Source organism: Parendozoicomonas haliclonae (genome assembly GCF_900174585.1).
Classification (GTDB): Bacteria; Pseudomonadota; Gammaproteobacteria; order Pseudomonadales; family Endozoicomonadaceae; genus Sansalvadorimonas; species Sansalvadorimonas haliclonae.
This window is the reverse complement of record NZ_FWPT01000001.1, coordinates 1-21,647: the sequence shown is the minus strand read 5'-3', so window position 1 is coordinate 21,647 and position 21,647 is coordinate 1. Positions and strand designations below refer to the sequence as shown.

The following is a 21,647-nucleotide window of genomic DNA, read 5'->3' as shown; positions in this document are numbered from 1 at the left end:
CGACGGGCGCTGCTTTTTGGAGATTTTGAGGCTTATTTAAGGTGCCTTGGAAACCACAACCATTGCCGGGCGTACAACACGACCGTTCAGCAGGTAACCTTTCTGCACAACATCCATAACAGTATTAGGCTCCATCGCAGGGTTAGGCACCATGGTCATAGCCTGATGGAAGTTAGGATCCAGTGGCTCACCCACCGGGTTCAGCTGCTCGACATTGTGCTTGGCCAGCGTGTCGACCAGCAGTTTCAGAGTCAGCTCCATACCTTCACGAACCGCAGGATCTGCACCTTCAGTGCTCTTCAGGCCCTGCTCAAGGCTGTCTACAACTGGCAGCAGGTTTTCAACAAACTTGTCCAGCGCAAACTTGTGCGCTTTTTCAACGTCCTGCTGGGCACGACGCTTAATATTCTGGGCTTCAGCCACCGCACGCAGCGCCTGATCCTGAGCCTTGGCGACCTCTTCCTGAGCACGCACGAGTTCATTTTGCAGAGCAGACAGGGCATCTTCCTCTTCAGTGATCTCTTCGATCACCTCTTCGGCAGCTTCCTCAATCGCTTCAACACTTTCAGCCAGCGCCTCTTCCACGGCAGCTTCAACCTGATCTTCCGGCTTGTTCTGCTGTTCACTCATTACGCAACTCCTGTCCTTAAAATACATTCTGCGGTGTGCTTCAGTGCGCGTATCAACCGCATCAGAATCTTGGGCATATATTGGGGATAGATTTCCAACATTCAAGTAAGAACCGCTTTTTTCTGCGAGCAGTTTTTTCACAACAGGGATTGCAGAGAACACATTTGCAGATTACTGTATAAAAAAACAGTTACGTTGTTCGGATTGGCTCCATGCTTACCCACCTGTCCATCAGCAACTTTGCCATTGTCGACAAGCTCGACCTGGACATCCCCACCGGCATGACCGTAATCACAGGGGAAACCGGCGCCGGCAAATCTATCATGCTTGATGCTCTCTCCCTCGCTACCGGCGCAAGGGCCGATACCGACTGCGTGCGTACCGGCTGCGATCGAGCCGAGATTCTGGCCACCTTCGATATCCGCAATCTGCCGCAAGCCACCAAGTGGCTGAAAGAACGGGAACTGGATAGCGATGACGAATGCATCCTTCGCAGGGTGATTACTCGTGAGGGCCGCGGACGGGGCTATATCAATGGCACACCGTCACCGCTCAACCATTTACGAGAGCTGGGTGAGCTACTGGTCGATATCCATGCCCAGCATGAATCCCAGTCCCTGCTGCGCTCTGAAACCCACCAGCGCCTGCTGGATGAATTTACCGGCTGCGGCAAACTGACAACTCAGGTAGCCAGCTGCTGGCAGGAGTGGAAAGGGCTTCAGCGTCAGATTGAAACACTGCGCACCTCCAGTAAAGAACAGGATGCCCGCATTCAGCTGTTGCAGTATCAGGTGGAAGAACTGGATCACCTTTCCCTGTTTGAAGGCGAAGTTGAGGAGCTGGAACAAGAGCAGAAGCAACTGGCCAATGCTGAAACCAGTCTGCACACCTGCCAGCAGGTACTGGACCTCTGCTCTGAAAACGACAATGGAAACATTCTGCATAGCCTGACCCTGTGCCAGCATCTGCTTGTTGATCTTGGCTTAGACCTTCCGGCCTTGCAGGAAACTATCAACCTTCTCTCCAATGCCCAAATCCAGGTGGAAGAGGCTATTGGCGAGATGAATCGTTTTGTAGATAACTTCCAGGCTGACCCTGATCGCCTGCAGGAGATTAATGAACGACTGTCTTCTGCTTATTCTCTGGCACGTAAACACTTTGTTGCTGCAGAAGATCTCCATAAGAAACACGAAGAGCTTCAACATGAACTGGAAGGTCTCCAGTGCAGCGACGAGAAGATAGAAGAACTGGAGCAGCTCCTACTTACGACAGAACAGTCCTATTTTGAGCTGGCAGGCAAGCTAAGCGAGAAGCGCAACAAAGGCGCTGCGAAGCTCAATAAAGCCGTCACCAAACATATTCATGATCTGGGCATGCCTGCAGGTCGCTTTGTCGTTGAGCTGGCAGCGGTTAATGCAGCCAAATGCGAGCCTCGCAGCCAGGGTATGGAAGAGATTCGCTTTCTGGTCAGCACCAACCCGGGAAACCCGCCTCGCCCGCTGGACAAAGTCGCATCTGGTGGCGAACTGTCCCGCATCAGCCTGGCCATTCAGGTTATCACCGCAAAGACATCCGGCATCTCGACTTTGATCTTTGACGAGGTCGATGTGGGTATTGGTGGTGGCACCGCAGAGATTGTTGGCCGCCTGCTGAAGGAGCTGGGCGCTCAGGGACAGGTTCTTTGTGTTACCCACCAGCCACAAGTCGCCTCTCAGGGACATACCCATTTCCATGTCCGTAAGAAGCTCGGCAAGAACAGCACCAGCACCCAGATTACTACCTTGCTGGAGGAAGCCCGCACTCAAGAGGTTGCCCGGATGCTGGGAGGCCTCGAGATGACCGAGCACACTCTGGCCCACGCCAGAGAAATGATCTCCCGCGCAGAGCCGTCACCGGCAACAGCCTGATGAATACATTGTCAGCCACTTCAACAGGCTTGTTACCCTTCTAGCACCACGCCCCTTGTCTAACCCTGACAAAGTTTCAGGGTCTGACGCGGGGCTGGTATGTCACTACTTCAAACACTTCAATCTGTTGCTGAACGCACAATTCAAAAAAGCAGCGGCAGCAAAAAAACAGTTTTATTCCTCACACTGCTGGCAGTGTCTCTTGTCGCTCTGGGCAACAAAGAGTTTGAAGAAGTCACACAAGTGCTTTCGCGCACTATTAGTCAATGGACAGGCTTTGCACCCGACAGCCTGAATGACGACGAGCTTAGCTGGAACGACCAGCTGGCCTTGATGGAACAGGCCGAGCTTAACAAGGAAGCTTTTACCGCAGCCTCTCAACAAAAACAGGCTGTAGACCGGGAGCAGATGAACCTTCTGAACGGCATCGATAAAACAACCGAACATGTATTGAATCGAAACAATTGGCAGTCGGGTATTCGGGATGCCAAAGAGGGCGGAAAAACAGTCGCAAAGAATGTTGGAGCAGCCGTCAACGCACTGCGAGGCAGCAAACAGACATCCCAGCCCAACTCAAACGACAGAGATAGCAATGCTGAGCCCAGCGTTGAAAATAAGCTCCAGAACTCTAAGAGCAGATTTCACTCGGCAGGCTCAGGTGACAATCTTGAACTGTCCGCCACCCTGGATCAGCTTAAGCAGCGCCTTTTAGCCCTTAACCTGCCGCTGAATCAGTGGGAGCTTTACAAAAAGAAGGACAGATTAGCGTTCGATATTGCCTTTGCTGAGCAGATCATTCAGCAAAATCCTTCCTACAGCCTGGTCATCTCGACTTTTGCCGACCGCCTTGCTGCTGCCAGCCAACAAACGACAACGAACGACTTTAGTGAACTGTTTGCAGAGATCACACTGCTCCACCTTTATCTCCATCCGGCTCACGGACTGCGACTGACAGCATTAGGAATGAGAAAGAAACACCCTTCTTACAGACAGGAATACCAAAAGCGGTTTCATCTACAGTCGGACCTGCAGATAGAAGACCAAAAGCTCAAGACCATGGAGCTTCATCAGGAGAACCTGCAACAAGCACTTACTCCTAACGATGAAGAATATCGTCGTTTAACGAGTGCTCTGAATTCTATTCTGGAAAAACACGCAGGCGCCCTGAGTACTTTTTCGTTTCATCAGTACCAGTTGCAAACAGCCATTACTCTGAGCGCAATCGTTCATGATCTTAGCGAAGCAAAAGCCACACGCAATGATGCCGTAAAACTGGCAAAGCGTATGCAGCCTCTTGCGACGCTTTGGGAATTCAGTGACTGTCGCCAACATATCCCCAATGGTCAAAACCGAAACAGAATCTGCTCCGATCTGCTGGAGCAGGATCTGACACCAGATCACCACCAAACGATCGCGCAAGCAGACAAATTATTTTTAAGCACAGAAGTCACTCACTTTACTGTGCATCAATTATTCCATGCCAAAGAGCTTATTTTCCGCCTGACCGGACATCACCCACTACCCAAAAACGAGGAGCAGTAATATGAAATACTTTACACGACAGTTACTGCTGATCATTGCAGCTTCAGCCATCGCAATGTTGACCACGAGCGTAAGTGCATCCCTCACGGCCGAGGAAATTGAGAATTTGCGATCCTCCTGCGAACAGAATCAGCTGACCGGTCCAGAAAAGAAGACTCGCTACTTTACGTTAAGCCCAGAGATTGAAATGGATAACTGCATCGTCATTGATGCTTTTAATACCCATGCCCTGACACATACAAGCAAACGGGAACTATATGCGTTCAGTCTGGAGCGAATCAGTGACCGGAAAGAGTTATTGATGAATGCTCTAAAAGAGCTTCGCCACCTCAGCCATCTCTATGCTGCTGATAAAACAGGCTTCCCTGCACATTGGACCAAAAGAACCAAAAACGCCTATGCAAAAGACATGGTCAGCAAGGTCATCGTTCTTATTCATCTGATGCTTAAGCATGAAGGCTTCTTAAAGGCTGGCGATCCTTTAGCCCTGACCATTGAAGAGCAAACTCAAGTTCTTACAACATTGCAAAAACTATCGTCTGATCTGGGGCGACATCTTTACGCCTATGATTTATTTTCCAGACAGTGCGCCCCGAACACCTGCCCGCGTATGCTTTTTATGGCTCCTATACTGTGGACGGATATTCTGTATCGCCTGCATCGTTACTCGCCGCTAAGCAAAGATGTCATCCAGAACATAATTCCACAATTAAACCTGATGCTTGAGGCACACTCACAGGCTGCCATGGGACTACCGCTGTTCACTACAATTGATGATCCGAGAGATAACAAATCCTATGGCGTCGCCAAACGTGCCTATGAAGCCGCATTGCAGAATCGTGGGGGCATGAGCAGGGAAAGGGACTTGCACGATAACTTTGAGGGCGGTGCCTCATTCAAGATCTGGTTTATCTTGAGGGGCAGTGATGATTTGCATCTCACACTGAAACAAAGACTGGATTATGCCAATGACGCTTTCCACTATGCGGAACTATCCCGGGAGAGAGTAGCAAGCATTCTGATGGACAATAACATCCACCCCAGCACCGGTGAGGCACTGCTAAATCTGGAGTCTTTCTCCAGACAGATGTTCAATAGCACAGTCGCGAGAACACAAACTGAGACGGTCATCGAGCTGATCAGTGTCTTCGGACAGCTGAATAACGGGGATCAGGCAGAACTGCACCCCGATGACCCATATCTGGATATCAGCGACTAATCTTCCGGTAGTGGCACCTGCTACAAATTAACAGGTGCCCATCCAACTCCAGAAGGATTCAACAAGGTTACTCCTTGTTTTTCACATACAACACCAGGTTGTGATCGACCAGTTCATAGCCATGCTCTTCGGCAATCTGGTGCTGCAGCTTCTCGATTTCCGGGCTGCGGAATTCGACAATGCGCCCCGTTTCCAGACACACCATATGGTCGTGATGTTCTCCGCTGGCCATCTCGAAAACAGAATGTCCGCCATCAAAGTTGTGGCGAATGACCAGACCGGCACTCTCAAACTGAGTCAGTACACGGTAGACCGTAGCCAGGCCAACTTCGTCTTCAGCCTCAAGCAATGCCTTGTAGACATCTTCTGCGCTCATATGCCGATCTGCAGCACTCTCAAGGATCTGCAGAATCTTGACCCGGGGTAACGTTACCTTTAACCCAGCCTTTCGTAGCTCTTGATTTTCCACCCAAGTATCCCTTTCTAAACCCCTGGAGATGTAATAAGCTGGGGATTATCTCATTTCCGTCCAAGATAGTGGAAGTCGGTAGACGATGCAAAAGCACAAAGCAACGTTTGCCCTGGTTCTTTCAGCTGCTTTTATCGGGGGATGTTCCTGGTTCGCAGACAACAATCCTCGCATGCTGAGTTTTCCGGGCGTTTATAAAATAGATATACAACAAGGTAACGTCATAACTCAGGACATGGTGAACCAGCTTCGGCCAGGAATGACCCGCGAGCAGGTTCGCTTTGTGATGGGTGAAGCTTTGCTGCCAGATTCCTTCAATACTGACCGCTGGGACTATATCTACAGCTTCCAGCCTGGCGATAAAGCCAGAACTCAGCAGACCCTGAGCCTGTTCTTCAAGAACGATCAGCTGGCCTATTTTGAAGGCGACATGCGCCCTGGCGGTGATGACAACAGCGTAAATGATCAGGTTCGTGCGGCTGCTGATAAAGATGCCCAGAACGCCAAAGATCAGGCTGAGAAAAGTATTCAGGACGAGTAATCGTTCCAAATACAAAAAAGCCGGAGCTTTTAAAACTCCGGCTTTTTTGTATTCGCAGAAATTATGCTTTGTCAGCTTTTGCCTTTTCAGCCCTTCGCTTGCGAACCTCTTTAGGGTCAGCAATCAGCGGCCGATAGATCTCTACCCTTTCTCCAGCCTTTAAAGCCTGATCAGCAGGCTTTGGCACAGCTTTGCCCCAAATGCCCATTTTTGCCTGAGTTAAATCCAAATTAGGAAAGTGTTCGACAATTCCAGAGAGTTCAGCTGCCTGGAAAAGCGTTGTGCCCTCAGGTACAGACAGAGAAATTATTTTTTGCCGTTCGGGCGTTGCGTAAGCTACTTCAACAGAAATATCTGACATCACTTCTACCGGTACACCTGATCCGCACGCTGACAGAAAGCATCAACCATAGTTGCAGCCACCTGCTCAAACACTTTACCCACAGCAGAACTCAGCATACTGCTCTTCATCTCAAAAGATAGATCCAAAGAAACCTTACAGGCATCTTCTGCCAATGCTGTAAAACTCCACGTTCCGGTCAGTGAAGAGAAAGGACCTTCTTTTAGGGCAATATCAATTCTCTCGCCCGGAACCATAGCATTGCGGGTAATAAAGCTGGCTTTGACACCTGCCCGACTTATATCAAGTCGGGCTTCCTGAGCAGTTTCCGTCTTCTCAAAAACCTCAACTCCCGCACACCATGGCAGAAAGGCCGCGTAATCTTCTACATTGTTGACTAGGTCGTACATCTGCTGTGCAGAGTGCATAACCAGTGCTGATCGTTCAATCGTCTTCATATCTGACTATCAACCCGTGATGTTAGATACGAAGATGACAACAACCGCTGCCGGAGCAATAACCCGGCAGAGTGCCCGCCAGATATTGAAGTGCAATGTAGACAGATTCATCTCTTTGAAGATGTGTGAGCGCTTCATAATCCAGCCAGCAAAGATGGCAATTAACAGACCACCAAGAGGCAGGGTGATATTCGCTGTCAGGTAATCCATCAGCTCGAAAAAGGTCATTCCGAACATTTGATACTCTTCACCGGCCCACTCATTGAACGACAAGACAGAGCCGATACCAAACAGCCAAACAACCAGAGAATACACAACCGTTGCCGATACACGATTTACCGGGAACCGTTCGATAATCCAGGCAACAACGGGTTCAACCATAGAGATGGATGAGCTCAATGCCGCAAGAGCCACAAGCAGGAAGAACAGGCCACCGATAAACTGACCACCCGGCAGGGACGCAAACACAGACGTTAAAGAGACGAACAGTAAGCCCGGCCCTCCACTTGGCTCCATTCCCTGAGCGAAAACCAATGGGAAAATTGCCAGACCAGCAACCAGAGCAATAACTGTGTCCAACGCCGCTACTGCTCCTATGGTGCGAGCGATAGAGGCTTTCTTCGGCATGTAAGCGCCATAAGCCATGATTGCCCCCATACCAAGGCTCAGGGTAAAGAACGAGTGCCCCATCGCTGACAACAATGCTTCCGTGGTCAGATCTTCTGGATGGAAGGAGAACATAAAGCGAACGCCTTCCATAAATTTACCTGACTCCATTACGCTATAGCCAAGCAACAACAGGAGCAGAATGAACAGGCCGGGCATCATAACCCGCACGCTGCTCTCCAGACCTTTATGCACACCTCGAGCTATTACAAAACCAGTCAGTACAATAAATACGGCATGCCATACTGTCATTCTCACCGGATCAGCGGTGAGCGCATCAAAGCTTTGCCCAACCTGTTCAGCCGACATCCCCTGAAATGAACCAGCAAACATATCGACGGTATAGGAAAGCGACCAGCCAGCCACAACGCTGTAAAAAGAGAGAATAATAAATCCGCTGAGTGCGCCCACCCAACCAACAAGCCCCCATGCCCGACCGGCATCCGCTTCACGAGCCAGTTCACGCATACTGTTGATAGGACTGTGACGACCATGACGACCCAATGCGGCTTCGGCCATCATGATGGGAATACCTATCAAGGCAATACAGACAAGGTATGCGATGACAAAAGCCCCGCCACCGTTCATGCCGGCCATATACGGGAACTTCCAGAGATTTCCCAGGCCTATAGCAGAGCCTGCAGCCGCAAGGACAAACGTCCATCTGTGAGTCCAGGTCTGGGCTGTTGATGTCGCATGCTGATCGGCCATGCAAATCCTCAAGAACAGTTGTGTATTTTATCAACTACAGGGTAAGACAACGCGGCTTGTAGCTCCTGAAAGAGGATGCAGCATGCTCCCGGCAGTAGGTTTTTGATTGCCGATCATTGTATCCGTTTAGACTTGGGGTACAACCACAGACATAAGTAATAGCCTCAAACTACAGTACACGAGAGGCTGGCAGCGAGAATTCCTGCTTTCGCAAACGCAAGCAACATGGTATTTAGAGTACTGACACGTATAATTCCGGCATTATGGCAAAGAAAGCAAAGAAGTCCGGCGACTCAAGTATCGTCGTGAATAAGAAGGCCCGCCACGACTACCACCTGGAAGAAACCTTCGAGGCAGGTATTGAACTCAGTGGATGGGAAGTCAAAAGCCTCCGGCAGGGCAAAATCCAGCTGGTAGACAGCTACGTTCTGCTGAAAGATGGGGAAGCCTGGCTGATTGGTGCCCAGATCACACCGCTGATCTCCGCGTCAACACACGTTATTGCAGACCCTCGTCGAGACCGTAAACTGCTACTGCACAGACGCGAGCTGGCCAAGCTGTTTGTTGAAACCCAGCAGACAGGTAAGACCTGTGTGTGCACCAAGCTCTACTGGAAAAAGCACCTGATCAAAGCGCAAATCTGCCTTGCAAAAGGTAAGAAAGAGTTTGATAAGCGCGCGACCACCAAAGAGCGTGAGTGGAATATTGAGAAGCAGCGAGTCCTTGGAAGAGGCTGATTGCACTCTTCTGAGAGAGCAAGCTTGAGGGAGGCAAACTCCCTCAAAATCATCTCTTCTGCGTAGCACTCTTATACGCATAACGGAAAAATCTATTGACCTCACCCCATAAGACTCATTTAGAATAAGGCCATCTAAAGGTTTCGACCTTACCGGGGGCGATTAGGATTCGACGACGGTGACGAAACCCAAGGTGCATGTCGAGCGCGTAGCAGCCCTCGTTAAACAAATTGCTACAACCCTATTAGTTGCCAACGACGACAACTACTCCGTAGCACTGGCCGCTTAAAACCGGCCCGCTACCAGTTAACCTGACTTTTCTGTTGGTTGGGACTAACTGTCATCTTAAACAGAATCGTTGCTTCTCGCGGGCCCAACGCGGGACAACTAAAACTCTACCGGGATCGCTTCACAAACCCTGCCTGTTGGGTCGTGTGAAGTTAAAACAAAGACAGATCTAAGCATGTAGAGCCAAGGGCAGAGTGCCGGCGGACGGGGGTTCAAATCCCCCCGCCTCCACCACTTCCTTATGAATCTGCAGCCTCTTATAGCTACTCCATTGCTACTATGAATAAATCATACGCCCTAACCCTTTAATAAGCTTCATAGGATATTGAGCCACTGGGAAACGAAGCAATAATTCTTTTGCGAGCTTTTTGTCACAGCTAGAAGCTTTGACAAAGCTTCGGGCGACCAAAGATTTCACAACATCGTTGAATGCAGGATGACTTCTGTAATCCTCAATAATTTTCAACTCATTTTCAAACATTAACCGAATATTTGAATGGGTATTGGTGCTATGCTGACGATAATAACTGTAAAGATCCGTTGAGTGCACAATCGTATAGCCAGCTTGTGTGATCTTTAACCACATATACAAGTCTTCAATCCTAATATCAGGATCATAACCACCGACTTCATCTAATGCGGCCTTACGGATCATCACCGTTGGTGCTGGTGCCCCCCTCACTTTACCAAGAAAAATGTCGTCAAAGGTTAGCACTCGCTTCTCCCGCATTTTTTGCTTGAGAAGGACTTCCCCCTGTTCATTTATAGCAATCATATTACCGGAACAGGCCCCAGCTTCAGGATTGTTTTCCATAACCTGAACCTGTTTTTCAATCCGGTCCAGCATCATGACGTCATCCGAGGCAAAGCAACAGACGTAATCTCCCTTGATAAGGGACAATCCCTTATTCAAAGTATTACATAGCCCTTGGTTCTTTTGCCGCTCATAGTAGAAGCCATACTGTAAACTTAATTGTCTGATAAGCTCATCGCTTGCATCCGATGAACCATCATCAATAACGACAAGCTCAATATTTTTATAGGTTTGCTGGCAGATGCTTTTAATACACGCCTCTATAAAATTAGCATGGTTATAGCTGGCAACAATAACAGATACGAGTGGTTTATCAGGGGAGTAGCTATTCATGTAATGTAATTTTAGTCTCAACTCTTAAAGCCATTCACCAGCTCCACCACTTTCAGAGCATCCTCTTTGCTCATTACAGGGCTTATTGGCAAGCTCAAAACTTCATTATGGAGCATCTCACTCACAGGGAGATCAAGACAACTTAATTCTTTGTACGCATCTTGCTTGTGAGGCGCGAGCGGATAATGAATAACCGTCTGAACGCCATTCTCATTCAGGTAACGAGCCAGCTTGTCACGTTGCCTATGGCGCACAACAAACAGATGCCACACATGTGCGTTTTCGTCTGCGACTTCAGGTAAAATCACTTCCGGATTGGAGATAGACGAGCGATATATGTCCGCTATCTGCCGGCGCGCCAAGATTTCTTTATCAAGATGGCGCAGCTTGACACGCAGGAAAGCAGCCTGCATCTCATCCAAACGGCTATTTACACCTTTATAAAGATTTTTGTACTTTTCATGGGAGCCGTAATTACGCAGGGCTTTGATGACACTTACAAGCTCAGGATCCGAAGTCGTTACCGCACCAGCATCCCCCAAAGCACCTAGGTTCTTTCCAGGGTAAAAGCTGAAACCAGCCGCATCACCAAGGCTTCCAGCTTTTTGCCCCTTATACTGGGCACCATGAGCCTGCGCGCAATCTTCAATTATTTTTAGTCCATACTTCTGGACCAACGAATTGATTTCATCCATAGCCGTAACCTGACCATAAAGATGCACCATCAGGATCGCTTTGGTTTTATCGGTGATATGTTTTTCTATTAATGTAGGATCAAGATTGTATGTAACTGGGTCTGGCTCTACCAGTACAGGTTTTAAACCATTCTCCGAGATGGCAAGAATTGAGGCAATATAAGTATTTGCGGGCACAATCACCTCATCACCATCCTCCATAATGCCCATTTCCTTATAAGCACGTAGAATCAGAATCAGGGCATCCAGACCATTGGCTACGCCAAGGCAATGCTCGACGCCACAATACTCAGCGAATTCTTTTTCAAAACCCTCAACCTCTTGGCCGAGGATATACCAGCCGGAATCAATAATGCGGGTGGCAGCAGTTATCAGCTCATCCCGATATAACTGGTTGACACTCTTTAAATCAAGAAAAGGGATCATTTTTATCAACTCAGCAAATTAACGCATTTGATTTTGCCGGATTACCGTACACAGTTTCACCCGCAGGCACATCTTTTGTAACAACGGAACCTGCACCTACCATTGCTTCTTCCCCAATAGTTATACCTGGAAGAATGGTTGCGTTAGCTCCAATGGATGCACCTTTTTTGACGATGGTTCTCAGGAATACTTCAGGATAGTGTTTTGATCGTGGTGACTTATCATTGGTAAAAGTAACATTTGGCCCAATAAAAACATCATCTTCCAAAGTGATACCATCCCAGAGTTGCACTCCGCTCTTTACTGTGACATTGCTGCCAACCACCACATCATTCTCAATAAAGCAGTGCGAACAGATATTAGTATTCACGCCAATCACAGCACCTGAGAGCACCACACAAAATTGCCATATAGTTGAGCCTTCACCTATATGGGTACTCTGAACATCAGATAAATGATGAACAAACATCAAGCCACCATTTCTATAAACGTATCGTAATGACGGATATAATCAGCTTCATCATAGTGGTCGCTGGCCAAAACCATTAGCACACAATCGTCGGTAAAATCATACATCTCGTGCCAAAGCATGGCTCCCATATACAAGCCAACGGTAGGAGACTCTAGTCGACAATGCGCCTGCTCCTTTCCGTCGTCCAAAGAAAAAGAACACCCACCTTTTACACAAATTGCAACTTGTTCCAACTCTTTATGAGCGTGAAAGCCACGACGCACATTTTCCTGAGTGCCATAAATGTAATAAACGCGTTTAATTTCAAAAGGGATATTGTGGCATTGCTCAAGAGCAACCAATGCTCCTCGCTCATCACCCAATTCTTTAAAACTTATCAACTCAGGCTGCATTCACTCTTGCTCATATCCAGTTCTGCCGACAAACTCAGCAGATATTGCCCGTAACTGGTTTTGGCCAGCTGCTCACCTTTTCTGTAAACATCTTCATCCGATAGCCAGTCATTATTAAATGCAATCTCTTCCAGACAGGCGACCTTCAACCCCTGCCGTTGCTCGATAGTCTGCACAAAATGTCCAGCCTCCAGCAATGCATCATGGGTTCCGGTATCCAGCCAGGCAAAACCCCGACCGAGGATTTCCACATGAAGCCTGTCTCTATCAAGATAAAGGCGGTTCAGATCGGTAATCTCTAATTCACCTCGGGATGATGGCTGTATTTCGCGGGCCAGCTCGACAACTTGATTATCGTAGAAATACAAGCCTGTGACCGCATAATTGGATTTTGGCTGTGTAGGCTTCTCTTCCAGAGATGTCACCTTCCCTTGTTGATCAAAGGCGACAACTCCAAAGCGCTCTGGATCAGCCACATGGTAGCCAAAAACAGTCGCTCCCTCTGCCCTTGCCGCAGCATCCTTTAATTTTGGAGTAAAACCTTGCCCGTAGAAAATATTATCTCCCAGGACTAATGCGACTCGGCTACTACCGATAAAAGAACGCCCAATGGTAAATGCCTGCACAAGCCCCTTTGGTTTAGGTTGCACAGCATAGCTAAGTGCCACGCCAAACTGGCTTCCGTCTCCAAGAAGATTACGAAAACTCTCCTGCTCTTCTGGCGTAGTTATTACCAGAATGTCCTGAATGCCAGCCAGCATCAGCACCGACAGGGGGTAGTAGATCATCGGCTTATCATAAACAGGAAGCAGCTGTTTCGAGACACCCAGAGTTATCGGGTGCAACCGTGTCCCACTGCCGCCAGCCAAGATTATTCCTTTCATGCAGATTCTCCAACATGACCAAGCCGCTCACGCTGATAACTGCCATCCTGCACATGCCGACACCAGACAGAATTATCAAGATACCACTGCACAGTTTTACGCAATCCGGTTTCAAACGTTTCTATTGGTCGCCATCCGAGCTCACGCTCAATCTTCCCTGCATCAATTGCATAACGATGATCATGACCTGGGCGATCCTGAACATAAGTTATAAGATCACGGTAAGCTTTTACGCCAACGGGTTTGGAGGGACACAGTTCTTCAAGTAAATCGCAAAGCGTAGAAACCACCTCTATGTTCTTCTTCTCGTTATGGCCCCCAATGTTGTAGGTTTCGCCCACCTTGCCTTCAGTAACAACTTTGTAGAGTGCACGTGCATGGTCTTCTACATAAAGCCAGTCCCTGATCTGCTCACCTTTTCCGTAAACAGGGAGAGGCTTACCCTCAAGAGCATTCAGAATCATGAGGGGTATCAACTTCTCAGGGAAGTGGTATGGCCCATAGTTATTGGAACAGTTGGTAATAACTATGGGCAGACCGTAAGTGCGGTACCAGGATCTTACAAGGTGATCGGAACTGGCCTTGCTGGCAGAGTAGGGGGAGCTAGGCGCGTAGGGAGTTTCTTCCGTAAAAAGATCGGTCGTACCTTCCAGATCACCATAGACCTCATCTGTTGAGATATGGTGGAAGCGGAACCCAGCTTTCTTTTCTCCCTCCAATCGACTCCAGTAGGATCGGGCAACTTCCAGCAGTGTGCAGGTACCAACAATATTGGTGTGGATAAATGCCGTAGGTCCATCTATTGAGCGATCTACATGGCTCTCTGCAGCCAGATGCATTACAAGATCAGGCTCGAACTCAAGAAAAACCTGTTCCATCAAAATGGAATCACAAATATCACCGTGGACAAAGTGATACCTGGAACTCTTGGTGGCCTCTGACAGAGATTCAAGATTGCCGGCATATGTCAGCTTGTCGATATTGACTACACCGTGTGAAGTCTCATGGATCAGGTAGCGAACAACTGCAGAGCCGATAAAACCGGCACCACCTGTAACCAATATATTCTTTTTACCCAATTTTCTGCCTTAACCTGCAATAGCCAAGAAAATTAAAGCCAACGTTGTTTTACGGCATTGGCTTTAATACATCCCTAATTCCTATTGTGTCCAAATAGACTATATAGTTTCTCACCCATTTTTCGCTTCTTTTTATGTATTTTGTTTATGAGAGATGTTTTATCCGCTGTTCGCCATGAGCCATCCCAATCATGAATGGTGTATGCATCCATAATTTCTTGTTCCGTATCCGGGTAAAATAGCTCCTTCCTTAACAGCCGAACTCCCAATAATGTTTGAGTATTGGCATGAGTAAGGCCTCTTTTTGCGAGTAGAGGTTCAAGAACTTTTGGGCCCGTCACACGATCATCACGCACCATTCGCTTTCCAAGGCGTTTATCATATCTGCTTAAAAACTCTTCAATTAAAGCAGCCCCTTTCCTTGCGCCAATAACAGCAGTCCCAACATAAAGGTATTCTGATGATAGGGATGTCTCAAATCCGAAAAGACAATCTACACCCTCTAGTTCATGCTCAAAATTCTTAAGGACCTGCACATCTGTATCAAGATAAATACCGCCATAATTATATAATGCATGCAGTCTCACATAATCTGACAAAAACGCCCACTTCTTTGCTGACAACACTAAATCAACATATTCATTATCGGTAGGAATATTGCTTTCATCCCAGCGCATTATCGTATAGTCAGGAAATATTTCACCCCACTGTTCAATATACTTCCTTTGGTGTTCAGGCAACTCTCCACCAAACCAGCAATAATGGATGATTTTAGAATGCATACTACGCCCATAGAGGTTACATCCTCAGAAAAAGGTTTAAAATCCTATCGAAAAAACTCAATTCCTGAGATATCAATTTATAGAATTCCTCCCCACCATCCTTATCATGCCTATTATTATTTTTTATGACCTTGAGTGTTATTTTTTTCTGCAATACAGCATTCACATCGCACTTTTTAAATATTTTCAATATGTGCATATAAAAAAGAGAAGACAGTGATTTCTTCGCGCTGCCGAATCTACAAATGTCAAAATAGCAGTAAACATCTTCTAATTTTAACCCTGGATAATATCCAAGAAAAAAATTATTAAACACGCACACCAAATTATCTCTATTTTTATATTCAAGCTTCTCAGTAGCTTGAGCACCATGCTTTCGATACCGATACAAACATTCCTGAATATTACCTGCTTTATTTCCATCGAGGAATGTAAGCCTTAATACAAAGTCAAAGTCCTCACCATAGGAAAGCGACTCATCAAAGGATATACTTCCTGCTAATTGCTTTTTATATAGTAATGCTGGTCCAGCAATTGTTCGCCCAAATGTAAGAAAATTTCCTTTTAATTCCTGATCAGTCGCAGGGTAAAGCTTATCTCTAGCCTTGCGACCACCAAAAATAGAAAGACCACACCCACAGAGAGCCAGGTTATTGGCTTCAAGGTAGCAAACCTGCTTTTCTATACGCTCAGGCAGAGATACATCGTCAGCATCCTGCATAGCGATATAGACGCCTTTGGCAATCGACAACCCGAGATTACGCGCAGAAGATACACCACTATTTTCTTTTTTATAAAGTGAGATTATCGGATACTGGTTTTTAAGCTGTTCAACAATAGTAGCGGTATTATCTGTTGAACCGTCATCAACAACAATGATCTCCAAATTGCCCCAAGTTTGCTGAACTAGGGACAACAGGCATTCTTCGATATGCTGCTCTGCATTAAAGGCCGGCACGATAATACTAACTAGCGCTTGCTGCGCATGTGTGATTGTTTCCAAAATTCCCTACTCAGTCTCAATCAGTGCACGGTAATGATTACGATAGTCAACAATGTTATGCCGTGATTTCAATCTTTGAAAATGCTCGGTGCCTTTTTGGGATAAGGCGGCAACGTCCATATTCAGATAAGCCTCCATTGCCAGTGAGAGACTGAGAGAGTCTCCAGGTTCAACCAGGAGACCAAGCCCCTCGATGACCGGGGCGATAGACGGAATATTGCTACCTATGGTCGGAATACCTCCACTCATTGCCTCCAAAAGAGAAAGCGGCAATCCCTCACTGAGAGACGGCAGTACAAATACATCAAAAGCTTTAATATACTGCAATGCATCATCTTTCCAACCAGCCAGACTGACATTATCACCAAGCCCTGCTTCTTGTATTTGTGCAGATAATGCATCGTGCTCCCTGCCTCCACCAACTATCGCAACCCGCATATGTGGGTACTTATCGGAAAGCAATGTAACGGCCTCGATTAGATACTTATGTCCTTTAACTGGTACAAGGCGCCCGATTGTGCCAAAAACAAAATCGCTTTCGGCCAGGCCAAGTAGCTTGCGGGCCTCTGCTCGCTCCAGCAGGATACTTTGAGCGCGTTCGATATCAATGGCATTATTTATAACTACTGTATTTTCAACGTTTAACCCCTTACAGCTAGCAACCAGGTAATCTCTCACAGATTCGGAAACACCAACAAACGTCCAGTTCGCTCTTATCCAACGATTGACAGCCCGCTGCCGATAGCGGCGATTATAATCACCTATCCCATGAGTCACACTGATGCAACGCCGGAAATTCAATAGGACATTGAGTAGAAGGAAAATATGTGTAGGTTTGAAGCGATGGCAGATAACCACATCAAACTGCTTCTCACGGCAAAACCTGTAAAGACGATATAGAGAGACTATTCTCCGAATGCCTTTCAGTTCAGAACTTTTAAAATTGAAATAAACAGAGTGTTCGGCACAGCTTTGAGGATCACCAGAACCCGGTTTTTTTTTGAGGTAAGCTGTTGTGACTTCAAACCTCCCCCTTGGTAATCCTTTAACGATTTGTTCGCCTAGATCAGATTCACTGATATTGTAATTGTTCTGCACCTGCAGAACTTTTAAACGTTTACTCACTCTCTTTTCCACTACATTGCATCCCTACCACTATTTTTACGGGTAAAAAAGCACCTCAGAGCCTTACGGGCATAGGAAGCATTAAAAATAACCGTCCAGTGATTCTTTACGGCCAAACGGTAATATACCAATGCACTCGCGCTATCACCGGCCAAGTAATGAGTACGAAATAGCGAGAGACACCGCTGAGAAAAATAGGCCTTACGGTATTTTTGTAGTCTGCCGGGGATAACCGCAGGATCAAAAACAACATCAATCAGGCTTGTACCCACTGCGTGCGCATAAGCTATGTTATGACGCAGACTGTCATCATGCTTATACACACGGTTAATGGGCTTCTCGATAAACGCACAGGGAAAATTGGCAAAAGAACAAGCGAAAACGGGGATGTCCTCGCTATTCCGGAAGTTCTCTGGGTAACGGATCTTTTTAAAGATATCCCTGTGCATCGCGGTAGCACCGTTTGATGGTGTAACACTCTTATTAAGAAGATAGCCCGCAAACAACGCTTCAGCATTTGCTTTACTATTGTGAACGGCATCTATCCCACGATATCTGCAACTACCATCTTCCGCTACAGAGGTATGCCCACCTACAATCATACGAGCATCAGCGTTTTCTTTTATGGCTTCACGCATAATTTCTAAAGCGTTGGGTTCAAACTCATCATCACTATCCAGAAAAATTAGCCAATCACCAGAGGTATGCTCAACACCATAGTTACGGGTAGCAGCAGCACCGAAGTTAGTCCGGTTCACTGAACAAAATCGGCTTGGATAGGCGTTATGTAGCTGTTGTAAAACGTCTTGTGTGTTGTCTGAAGAGCCATCGTTTATAACCAATAGCTCAAAATCGGAGCCGGACTGTGTCAGTACAGACTCGATAGCACGAGCCAAAGTCTGGGCATAGTTGTATGCTGGGATAACAATACTGAATAGAGGAGTGTGCTTCATATATCAAAAATCTAGTACGCTACCGCCCTTCGGCTGAGGTATAAACCGAAATACCAACCTTCTTTATGGTTAGCTCTTTCTTGATTTGAGGTTGCACAAGTCGGCAACTCAAAGAAAAGACACGCTGCAAAAACAACATGCCTGTATATTACATATTGCGGTACAGTATACCTTTTCTCTCAAGTAACCCCGCACGTTAATGACGCCTTTAAGCATGATCGCAGAGAACGCTACTACAAAAAGCCTACCTCCATGGCTGGAAAAAACGGACTACATACTGAAGCAGCGGCTGCTACCTCTTGGCCTGTTTGTTCAGCTTACGGGGATGCTATGGATTGGCTCAAATGGCGGATACATCTCGCAGACCTACATATGGTGCCTGTTTCCGGGTCTAGTTTCACTACTGATTGACCTCTACAGATTCGGTCCCAAGGCATGCTTAAAAGGAATGACGACCGGGGAAAAGATGCTGGGCATTCTGTTTTTATGGATGCAGGTACATCCACTGTTTGCGCCAGGTGGCATGGATATCGGCACCGTATTTAACCGAATCATCAAGATTGTACTGTACCTCTACGTCGTACGAACGGTGGTACTGCATATGGAGAAGCCGGAGAAGCTACTACTTGTAGCAGCAGGCGTAGCTACCGCATTTGCTGCAGCTACGATGATTTACCAGTTTGGAGTGCTTGATCGGCCGATGGGGGTGAGGGCTCTGGGCGAACATGGATATAGAATCGCAGCTTTGGGGATAGGAGAGTTTGCGGGATTCAATAACCCTATTCTTGCTGCACTTTATTATGGCTGTTTTGCATCGATTCTTTGTGGTTATCTGGCTGCAAGGCCATTCCAGTGGCAGAAAAGCGTTCCAGCGATTCTGGGTGTTGTTGTATTGGGAGGGTTTATTGTTTTTTCTGGTTCTAGGGGGCCGCTGATTGCACTTTTGGCAATGATAGGAGTGGCGATTTTTCTCTGCCAATACACTTGGAAGAAGTATTTGATCTCTGCGATTACAGCAGTTGGAGCCATAACCGCATTTCTACTTCAAACTGAAATCCTTGCACAACTAGATAGGGTATTAGCGAATGGTTTTAATGGACGGTTCGTCAACTGGTCTATGGCGGTGGATTATATAATCCTGAACCCTTTGGGGTATGGGGCTTACGCTGATTATGAAGGGCCATTATGGCGTGGAGTTATATTGCAGCACCCCCATAATATGTTGCTTAACGTTAGCTATTATTGGGGTGCTCCGACAGGGTTGGTATTTATAGCGATATCAATATGGAGCCTGGGGAATGCAGCAATACAACGACGGAAATTGCTAATGAGTATAGCTGGGTGTTGCCTTGTATTTGGGCAGGTAGGAATGATTACAGACACCTATAGTTTTCTGATTCGCCCTGATTTGCAGTGGTTGATGTTTTTCTTTCCTGTGGCTCTGTGTGCAGCCACAAAATCAACAAAATAGGGAATGGGGCTACCTAGCCCCAAATCCTGTCAACATTGTATGGATGGTCTTAAACACAATCAAAATATCAAGCCACAATGAAAAGTTCTTTATATAGTAAAGATCGTGTTCCAGCTTCAGCCGTGTTTCATCTTCAGATCCTGCATAACCATGAGTAACCTGGGCCCAGCCGGTTATACCGGGTCTGACCACATGGCGATAACCATAAAACGGTATGCTCTTTTCAAACTCTAAAACAAATACCTTCTGCTCGGGTCTAGGGCCAATTAAACTCATGTCACCTTTCAGGATATTCAGAAACTGAGGTAGTTCATCAATGCGTGTCTTGCGGATGAAATGTCCAAACCTAGTAACCCTCGCATCCCCAGAGGCTGCAAACTGGGCTCCGTTTTCTTCGGAGTTTTTACACATACTCCTGAGTTTATAGATTTTGAATTCCTTACCACCTTTACCAACCCGATTCTGGGTAAAGAATGCACTACCTGGAGATTCAAGCTTGACTATAACTGCTGCTATCAAAACCACTGGTACAACAACTGGTGCAGCGAGAAGTGCGATGCAAATATCAGAGGTTCGTTTTACCAAAGAGTAAAACGATGATGGTATAAGCCCCCCATCACTTCCCGGAGATATATGCTGAGTGTTTACACGACCAGTTAAAGATTCGAATAGCTTATCCGTACTGATGGACGCTCTGCCCTGCAGACTGACATCAGAAACAAACTTATCCCACTCGGCAGTCAGCGCTGGAAAATCTACAGCAACAGCGTCATACCTAACACCGTCGTATACTGGCTCTTTAAGGGGTCTCCATGCAACATCAGGAATACTGAAGAGATGATCTATCTTACCACACGGAACGACTGCAACCTTTGGCCTTCTGTACTTGTGAACAAAGGCACTAGAAAAAACGATGTAGAAGAAGGCCGAAAGGAAAGAGATTATCAGGGTTGATCTGGAGTAATCAATTCTTAGTAGCAATATTACCATTAAGGCCACCGCTCCAACCGCTAGACTTATTGGTACAGCATATTTTAAACGGTGAACACCAGGGTACTTGGAAACGATTGAAATACCAATATCAGAGATGAGATACACAAGTACAACTGTTACTAGTGCGTTCCATTTTGTATCAGACAACCAGATATCAGTAATTCGCATCACAAAAAAAAATGATGTTGTCAATACAATAAAAAGCACACCCAAGGCATTACGGGTGAGCTGTGTATACAGAAGTTTCTCGTAGAGCCTATCGAAACGTTTGTATTTGGAGGTGTTCAATATGTTCATAAGTACAATAGTGTTTTATTTGTATTAGTTCAGATCTAATCTGACATTCACTCTCCAGAAAAGAGAAGAGTTACCGGTGTGAAAGAGGGTACGAAACCTTAATCACAAACAATAGGTAACTCTCATGATTCAGAGTAGTGATCGCATCGTTAAACACAAGGTCGGGTTGCTCAATCTGGCCGATGAACTCGGTAATATCTCCAAAGCCTGCAAGATGATGGGTGTCTCCAGAGACACCTTTTATCGTTACCGGGATGCTGTAAACAGCGGTGGAGTTGATGCCTTATTCGATTGTAGCCGCAGAGTTCCCAACACAAAGAACCGTGTTGAGCCGCAGATTGAAGAAGCCGTTGTTGAGTACGCCATTCAGGATCCTGCTCACGGTCAGGTCAGAGTCTCCAATGAGCTTCGCAAGAAAGG

General features: G+C 46.8%; 23 protein-coding genes and 1 other RNA gene. 8 read left to right on the top strand and 16 right to left on the bottom strand.

Annotated elements, in window-relative coordinates; translation table 11 throughout:
- Positions 1 to 36: 36 nt before the first annotated feature.
- On the bottom strand, positions 37 to 630 hold the full coding sequence (grpE, locus tag EHSB41UT_RS00120; protein WP_087105719.1) for a nucleotide exchange factor GrpE: 594 nt from the start codon (positions 628 to 630) through the stop codon (positions 37 to 39).
- 212 nt (positions 631 to 842) lie between these two features.
- On the opposite strand from grpE, the gene recN reads away from it, so the two are divergent.
- From recN to EHSB41UT_RS00105, 3 genes are all read left to right on the top strand, one after another.
- Positions 843 to 2,537: a DNA repair protein RecN gene (gene recN, locus EHSB41UT_RS00115; protein WP_087105717.1), complete on the top strand. Its 1,695-nt coding sequence runs from the start codon at positions 843 to 845 to the stop codon at positions 2,535 to 2,537.
- Positions 2,538 to 2,870: 333 nt separating this feature from the next.
- Positions 2,871 to 4,079: a hypothetical protein gene (locus EHSB41UT_RS00110; RefSeq protein ID WP_133060327.1), complete on the top strand. Its 1,209-nt coding sequence runs from the start codon at positions 2,871 to 2,873 to the stop codon at positions 4,077 to 4,079.
- A gap of 1 nt (position 4,080) precedes the next feature.
- Complete coding sequence (locus tag EHSB41UT_RS00105) at positions 4,081 to 5,298, top strand: hypothetical protein (protein WP_087105714.1); 1,218 nt, start codon at positions 4,081 to 4,083, stop codon at positions 5,296 to 5,298.
- A gap of 67 nt (positions 5,299 to 5,365) precedes the next feature.
- Here the strand turns inward: EHSB41UT_RS00105 and fur are convergent, their stop codons facing one another.
- Positions 5,366 to 5,767 carry a ferric iron uptake transcriptional regulator gene (gene fur / locus EHSB41UT_RS00100; protein ID WP_087105713.1) on the bottom strand — a complete coding sequence of 134 codons (402 nt, stop codon included), beginning with the start codon at positions 5,765 to 5,767 and terminating at the stop codon, positions 5,366 to 5,368.
- A gap of 85 nt (positions 5,768 to 5,852) precedes the next feature.
- On the opposite strand from fur, the gene EHSB41UT_RS00095 reads away from it, so the two are divergent.
- A complete protein-coding gene (locus EHSB41UT_RS00095; RefSeq protein WP_087105711.1) occupies positions 5,853 to 6,308 on the top strand; it encodes an outer membrane protein assembly factor BamE in 456 nt (151 codons plus the stop codon).
- Between the two features lie 61 nt (positions 6,309 to 6,369).
- Here the strand turns inward: EHSB41UT_RS00095 and EHSB41UT_RS00090 are convergent, their stop codons facing one another.
- The 3 genes from EHSB41UT_RS00090 to EHSB41UT_RS00080 are packed head-to-tail and all read right to left on the bottom strand — an operon-like array spanning position 6,370 to position 8,483.
- Positions 6,370 to 6,669 carry an RnfH family protein gene (locus tag EHSB41UT_RS00090; RefSeq protein WP_087105709.1) on the bottom strand — a complete coding sequence of 100 codons (300 nt, stop codon included), beginning with the start codon at positions 6,667 to 6,669 and terminating at the stop codon, positions 6,370 to 6,372.
- Positions 6,670 to 6,674: 5 nt separating this feature from the next.
- Positions 6,675 to 7,106 carry a type II toxin-antitoxin system RatA family toxin gene (locus tag EHSB41UT_RS00085; protein ID WP_087105707.1) on the bottom strand — a complete coding sequence of 144 codons (432 nt, stop codon included), beginning with the start codon at positions 7,104 to 7,106 and terminating at the stop codon, positions 6,675 to 6,677.
- Between the two features lie 9 nt (positions 7,107 to 7,115).
- A complete protein-coding gene (locus tag EHSB41UT_RS00080) occupies positions 7,116 to 8,483 on the bottom strand; it encodes a sodium-dependent transporter (RefSeq protein WP_087105706.1) in 1,368 nt (455 codons plus the stop codon).
- Positions 8,484 to 8,746: 263 nt separating this feature from the next.
- On the opposite strand from EHSB41UT_RS00080, the gene smpB reads away from it, so the two are divergent.
- Positions 8,747 to 9,220, top strand: a complete 474-nt coding sequence (smpB, locus tag EHSB41UT_RS00075) for an SsrA-binding protein SmpB (protein WP_087105704.1) — start codon at positions 8,747 to 8,749, stop codon at positions 9,218 to 9,220.
- A 154-nt stretch (positions 9,221 to 9,374) separates the two neighbouring features.
- Positions 9,375 to 9,742: a transfer-messenger RNA gene (gene ssrA, locus EHSB41UT_RS00070) on the top strand.
- Positions 9,743 to 9,785: 43 nt separating this feature from the next.
- Here the strand turns inward: ssrA and EHSB41UT_RS00065 are convergent.
- The 10 genes from EHSB41UT_RS00065 to EHSB41UT_RS00020 all read right to left on the bottom strand — a co-directional run bounded on the left by EHSB41UT_RS00065 (position 9,786) and on the right by EHSB41UT_RS00020 (position 18,466).
- The gene (locus EHSB41UT_RS00065; RefSeq protein WP_087105702.1) at positions 9,786 to 10,655 is read right to left on the bottom strand and encodes a glycosyltransferase family 2 protein; all 870 of its coding nucleotides are present in this window, start codon (positions 10,653 to 10,655) and stop codon (positions 9,786 to 9,788) included.
- Between the two features lie 17 nt (positions 10,656 to 10,672).
- A complete protein-coding gene (locus EHSB41UT_RS00060) occupies positions 10,673 to 11,776 on the bottom strand; it encodes a DegT/DnrJ/EryC1/StrS family aminotransferase (RefSeq protein ID WP_087105700.1) in 1,104 nt (367 codons plus the stop codon).
- A gap of 10 nt (positions 11,777 to 11,786) precedes the next feature.
- Positions 11,787 to 12,245 (bottom strand): acyltransferase, encoded by a 459-nt coding sequence (locus EHSB41UT_RS24910; RefSeq protein WP_087105699.1) that lies wholly within the window; start codon positions 12,243 to 12,245, stop codon positions 11,787 to 11,789.
- Complete coding sequence (locus tag EHSB41UT_RS00050; RefSeq protein ID WP_087105697.1) at positions 12,245 to 12,640, bottom strand: sugar 3,4-ketoisomerase; 396 nt, start codon at positions 12,638 to 12,640, stop codon at positions 12,245 to 12,247. Before EHSB41UT_RS00050 ends, EHSB41UT_RS24910 begins: the two co-directional genes overlap by 1 nt.
- Entirely contained in the window at positions 12,625 to 13,524 is a 900-nt protein-coding gene (rfbA, locus tag EHSB41UT_RS00045; RefSeq protein ID WP_087105695.1) for a glucose-1-phosphate thymidylyltransferase RfbA, read from the bottom strand. The genes EHSB41UT_RS00050 and rfbA overlap by 16 nt, the downstream gene beginning before the upstream one ends.
- Entirely contained in the window at positions 13,521 to 14,603 is a 1,083-nt protein-coding gene (gene rfbB / locus EHSB41UT_RS00040; RefSeq protein WP_087105693.1) for a dTDP-glucose 4,6-dehydratase, read from the bottom strand. The genes rfbA and rfbB overlap by 4 nt, the downstream gene beginning before the upstream one ends.
- Positions 14,604 to 14,677: 74 nt before the next feature.
- Positions 14,678 to 15,385, bottom strand: a complete 708-nt coding sequence (locus EHSB41UT_RS00035; RefSeq protein ID WP_087105691.1) for a glycosyltransferase family 32 protein — start codon at positions 15,383 to 15,385, stop codon at positions 14,678 to 14,680.
- 16 nt (positions 15,386 to 15,401) lie between these two features.
- Complete coding sequence (locus EHSB41UT_RS00030) at positions 15,402 to 16,388, bottom strand: glycosyltransferase family 2 protein (protein ID WP_165767100.1); 987 nt, start codon at positions 16,386 to 16,388, stop codon at positions 15,402 to 15,404.
- Positions 16,389 to 16,394: 6 nt separating this feature from the next.
- Positions 16,395 to 17,513 carry a glycosyltransferase gene (locus EHSB41UT_RS00025; RefSeq protein ID WP_165767099.1) on the bottom strand — a complete coding sequence of 373 codons (1,119 nt, stop codon included), beginning with the start codon at positions 17,511 to 17,513 and terminating at the stop codon, positions 16,395 to 16,397.
- Positions 17,514 to 17,524: 11 nt separating this feature from the next.
- Complete coding sequence (locus EHSB41UT_RS00020) at positions 17,525 to 18,466, bottom strand: glycosyltransferase family 2 protein (protein WP_087105685.1); 942 nt, start codon at positions 18,464 to 18,466, stop codon at positions 17,525 to 17,527.
- 214 nt (positions 18,467 to 18,680) lie between these two features.
- On the opposite strand from EHSB41UT_RS00020, the gene EHSB41UT_RS00015 reads away from it, so the two are divergent.
- Entirely contained in the window at positions 18,681 to 19,937 is a 1,257-nt protein-coding gene (locus EHSB41UT_RS00015; RefSeq protein WP_165767098.1) for an O-antigen ligase family protein, read from the top strand.
- 9 nt (positions 19,938 to 19,946) lie between these two features.
- Here the strand turns inward: EHSB41UT_RS00015 and EHSB41UT_RS00010 are convergent, their stop codons facing one another.
- The gene (locus EHSB41UT_RS00010; RefSeq protein ID WP_087105681.1) at positions 19,947 to 21,227 is read right to left on the bottom strand and encodes an exopolysaccharide biosynthesis polyprenyl glycosylphosphotransferase; all 1,281 of its coding nucleotides are present in this window, start codon (positions 21,225 to 21,227) and stop codon (positions 19,947 to 19,949) included.
- 124 nt (positions 21,228 to 21,351) lie between these two features.
- Here EHSB41UT_RS00010 and EHSB41UT_RS00005 point away from each other — a divergent pair.
- On the top strand, positions 21,352 to 21,647 hold a 296-nt coding region (locus tag EHSB41UT_RS00005; protein ID WP_133060326.1), incomplete at its 3' end, for a helix-turn-helix domain-containing protein.

Coding starts and splice junctions, on each gene's coding strand:
- grpE (WP_087105719.1), bottom strand. CDS start 630: ATGAGTGAACAGCAGAACAAGCCGGAAGATCAGGTTGAAGCTGCCGTG.
- EHSB41UT_RS00095 (WP_087105711.1), top strand. CDS start 5,853: ATGCAAAAGCACAAAGCAACGTTTGCCCTGGTTCTTTCAGCTGCTTTT.
- EHSB41UT_RS00015 (WP_165767098.1), top strand. CDS start 18,681: ATGATCGCAGAGAACGCTACTACAAAAAGCCTACCTCCATGGCTGGAA.
- EHSB41UT_RS00110 (WP_133060327.1), top strand. CDS start 2,871: ATGGAACAGGCCGAGCTTAACAAGGAAGCTTTTACCGCAGCCTCTCAA.
- EHSB41UT_RS00010 (WP_087105681.1), bottom strand. CDS start 21,227: ATGAACATATTGAACACCTCCAAATACAAACGTTTCGATAGGCTCTAC.
- recN (WP_087105717.1), top strand. CDS start 843: ATGCTTACCCACCTGTCCATCAGCAACTTTGCCATTGTCGACAAGCTC.
- EHSB41UT_RS00060 (WP_087105700.1), bottom strand. CDS start 11,776: ATGATCCCTTTTCTTGATTTAAAGAGTGTCAACCAGTTATATCGGGAT.
- EHSB41UT_RS00105 (WP_087105714.1), top strand. CDS start 4,081: ATGAAATACTTTACACGACAGTTACTGCTGATCATTGCAGCTTCAGCC.
- EHSB41UT_RS24910 (WP_087105699.1), bottom strand. CDS start 12,245: ATGTTTGTTCATCATTTATCTGATGTTCAGAGTACCCATATAGGTGAA.
- EHSB41UT_RS00085 (WP_087105707.1), bottom strand. CDS start 7,106: ATGAAGACGATTGAACGATCAGCACTGGTTATGCACTCTGCACAGCAG.
- EHSB41UT_RS00090 (WP_087105709.1), bottom strand. CDS start 6,669: ATGTCAGATATTTCTGTTGAAGTAGCTTACGCAACGCCCGAACGGCAA.
- EHSB41UT_RS00035 (WP_087105691.1), bottom strand. CDS start 15,385: ATGCATTCTAAAATCATCCATTATTGCTGGTTTGGTGGAGAGTTGCCT.
- EHSB41UT_RS00080 (WP_087105706.1), bottom strand. CDS start 8,483: ATGGCCGATCAGCATGCGACATCAACAGCCCAGACCTGGACTCACAGA.
- rfbA (WP_087105695.1), bottom strand. CDS start 13,524: ATGAAAGGAATAATCTTGGCTGGCGGCAGTGGGACACGGTTGCACCCG.
- EHSB41UT_RS00065 (WP_087105702.1), bottom strand. CDS start 10,655: ATGAATAGCTACTCCCCTGATAAACCACTCGTATCTGTTATTGTTGCC.
- smpB (WP_087105704.1), top strand. CDS start 8,747: ATGGCAAAGAAAGCAAAGAAGTCCGGCGACTCAAGTATCGTCGTGAAT.
- EHSB41UT_RS00050 (WP_087105697.1), bottom strand. CDS start 12,640: ATGCAGCCTGAGTTGATAAGTTTTAAAGAATTGGGTGATGAGCGAGGA.
- EHSB41UT_RS00020 (WP_087105685.1), bottom strand. CDS start 18,466: ATGAAGCACACTCCTCTATTCAGTATTGTTATCCCAGCATACAACTAT.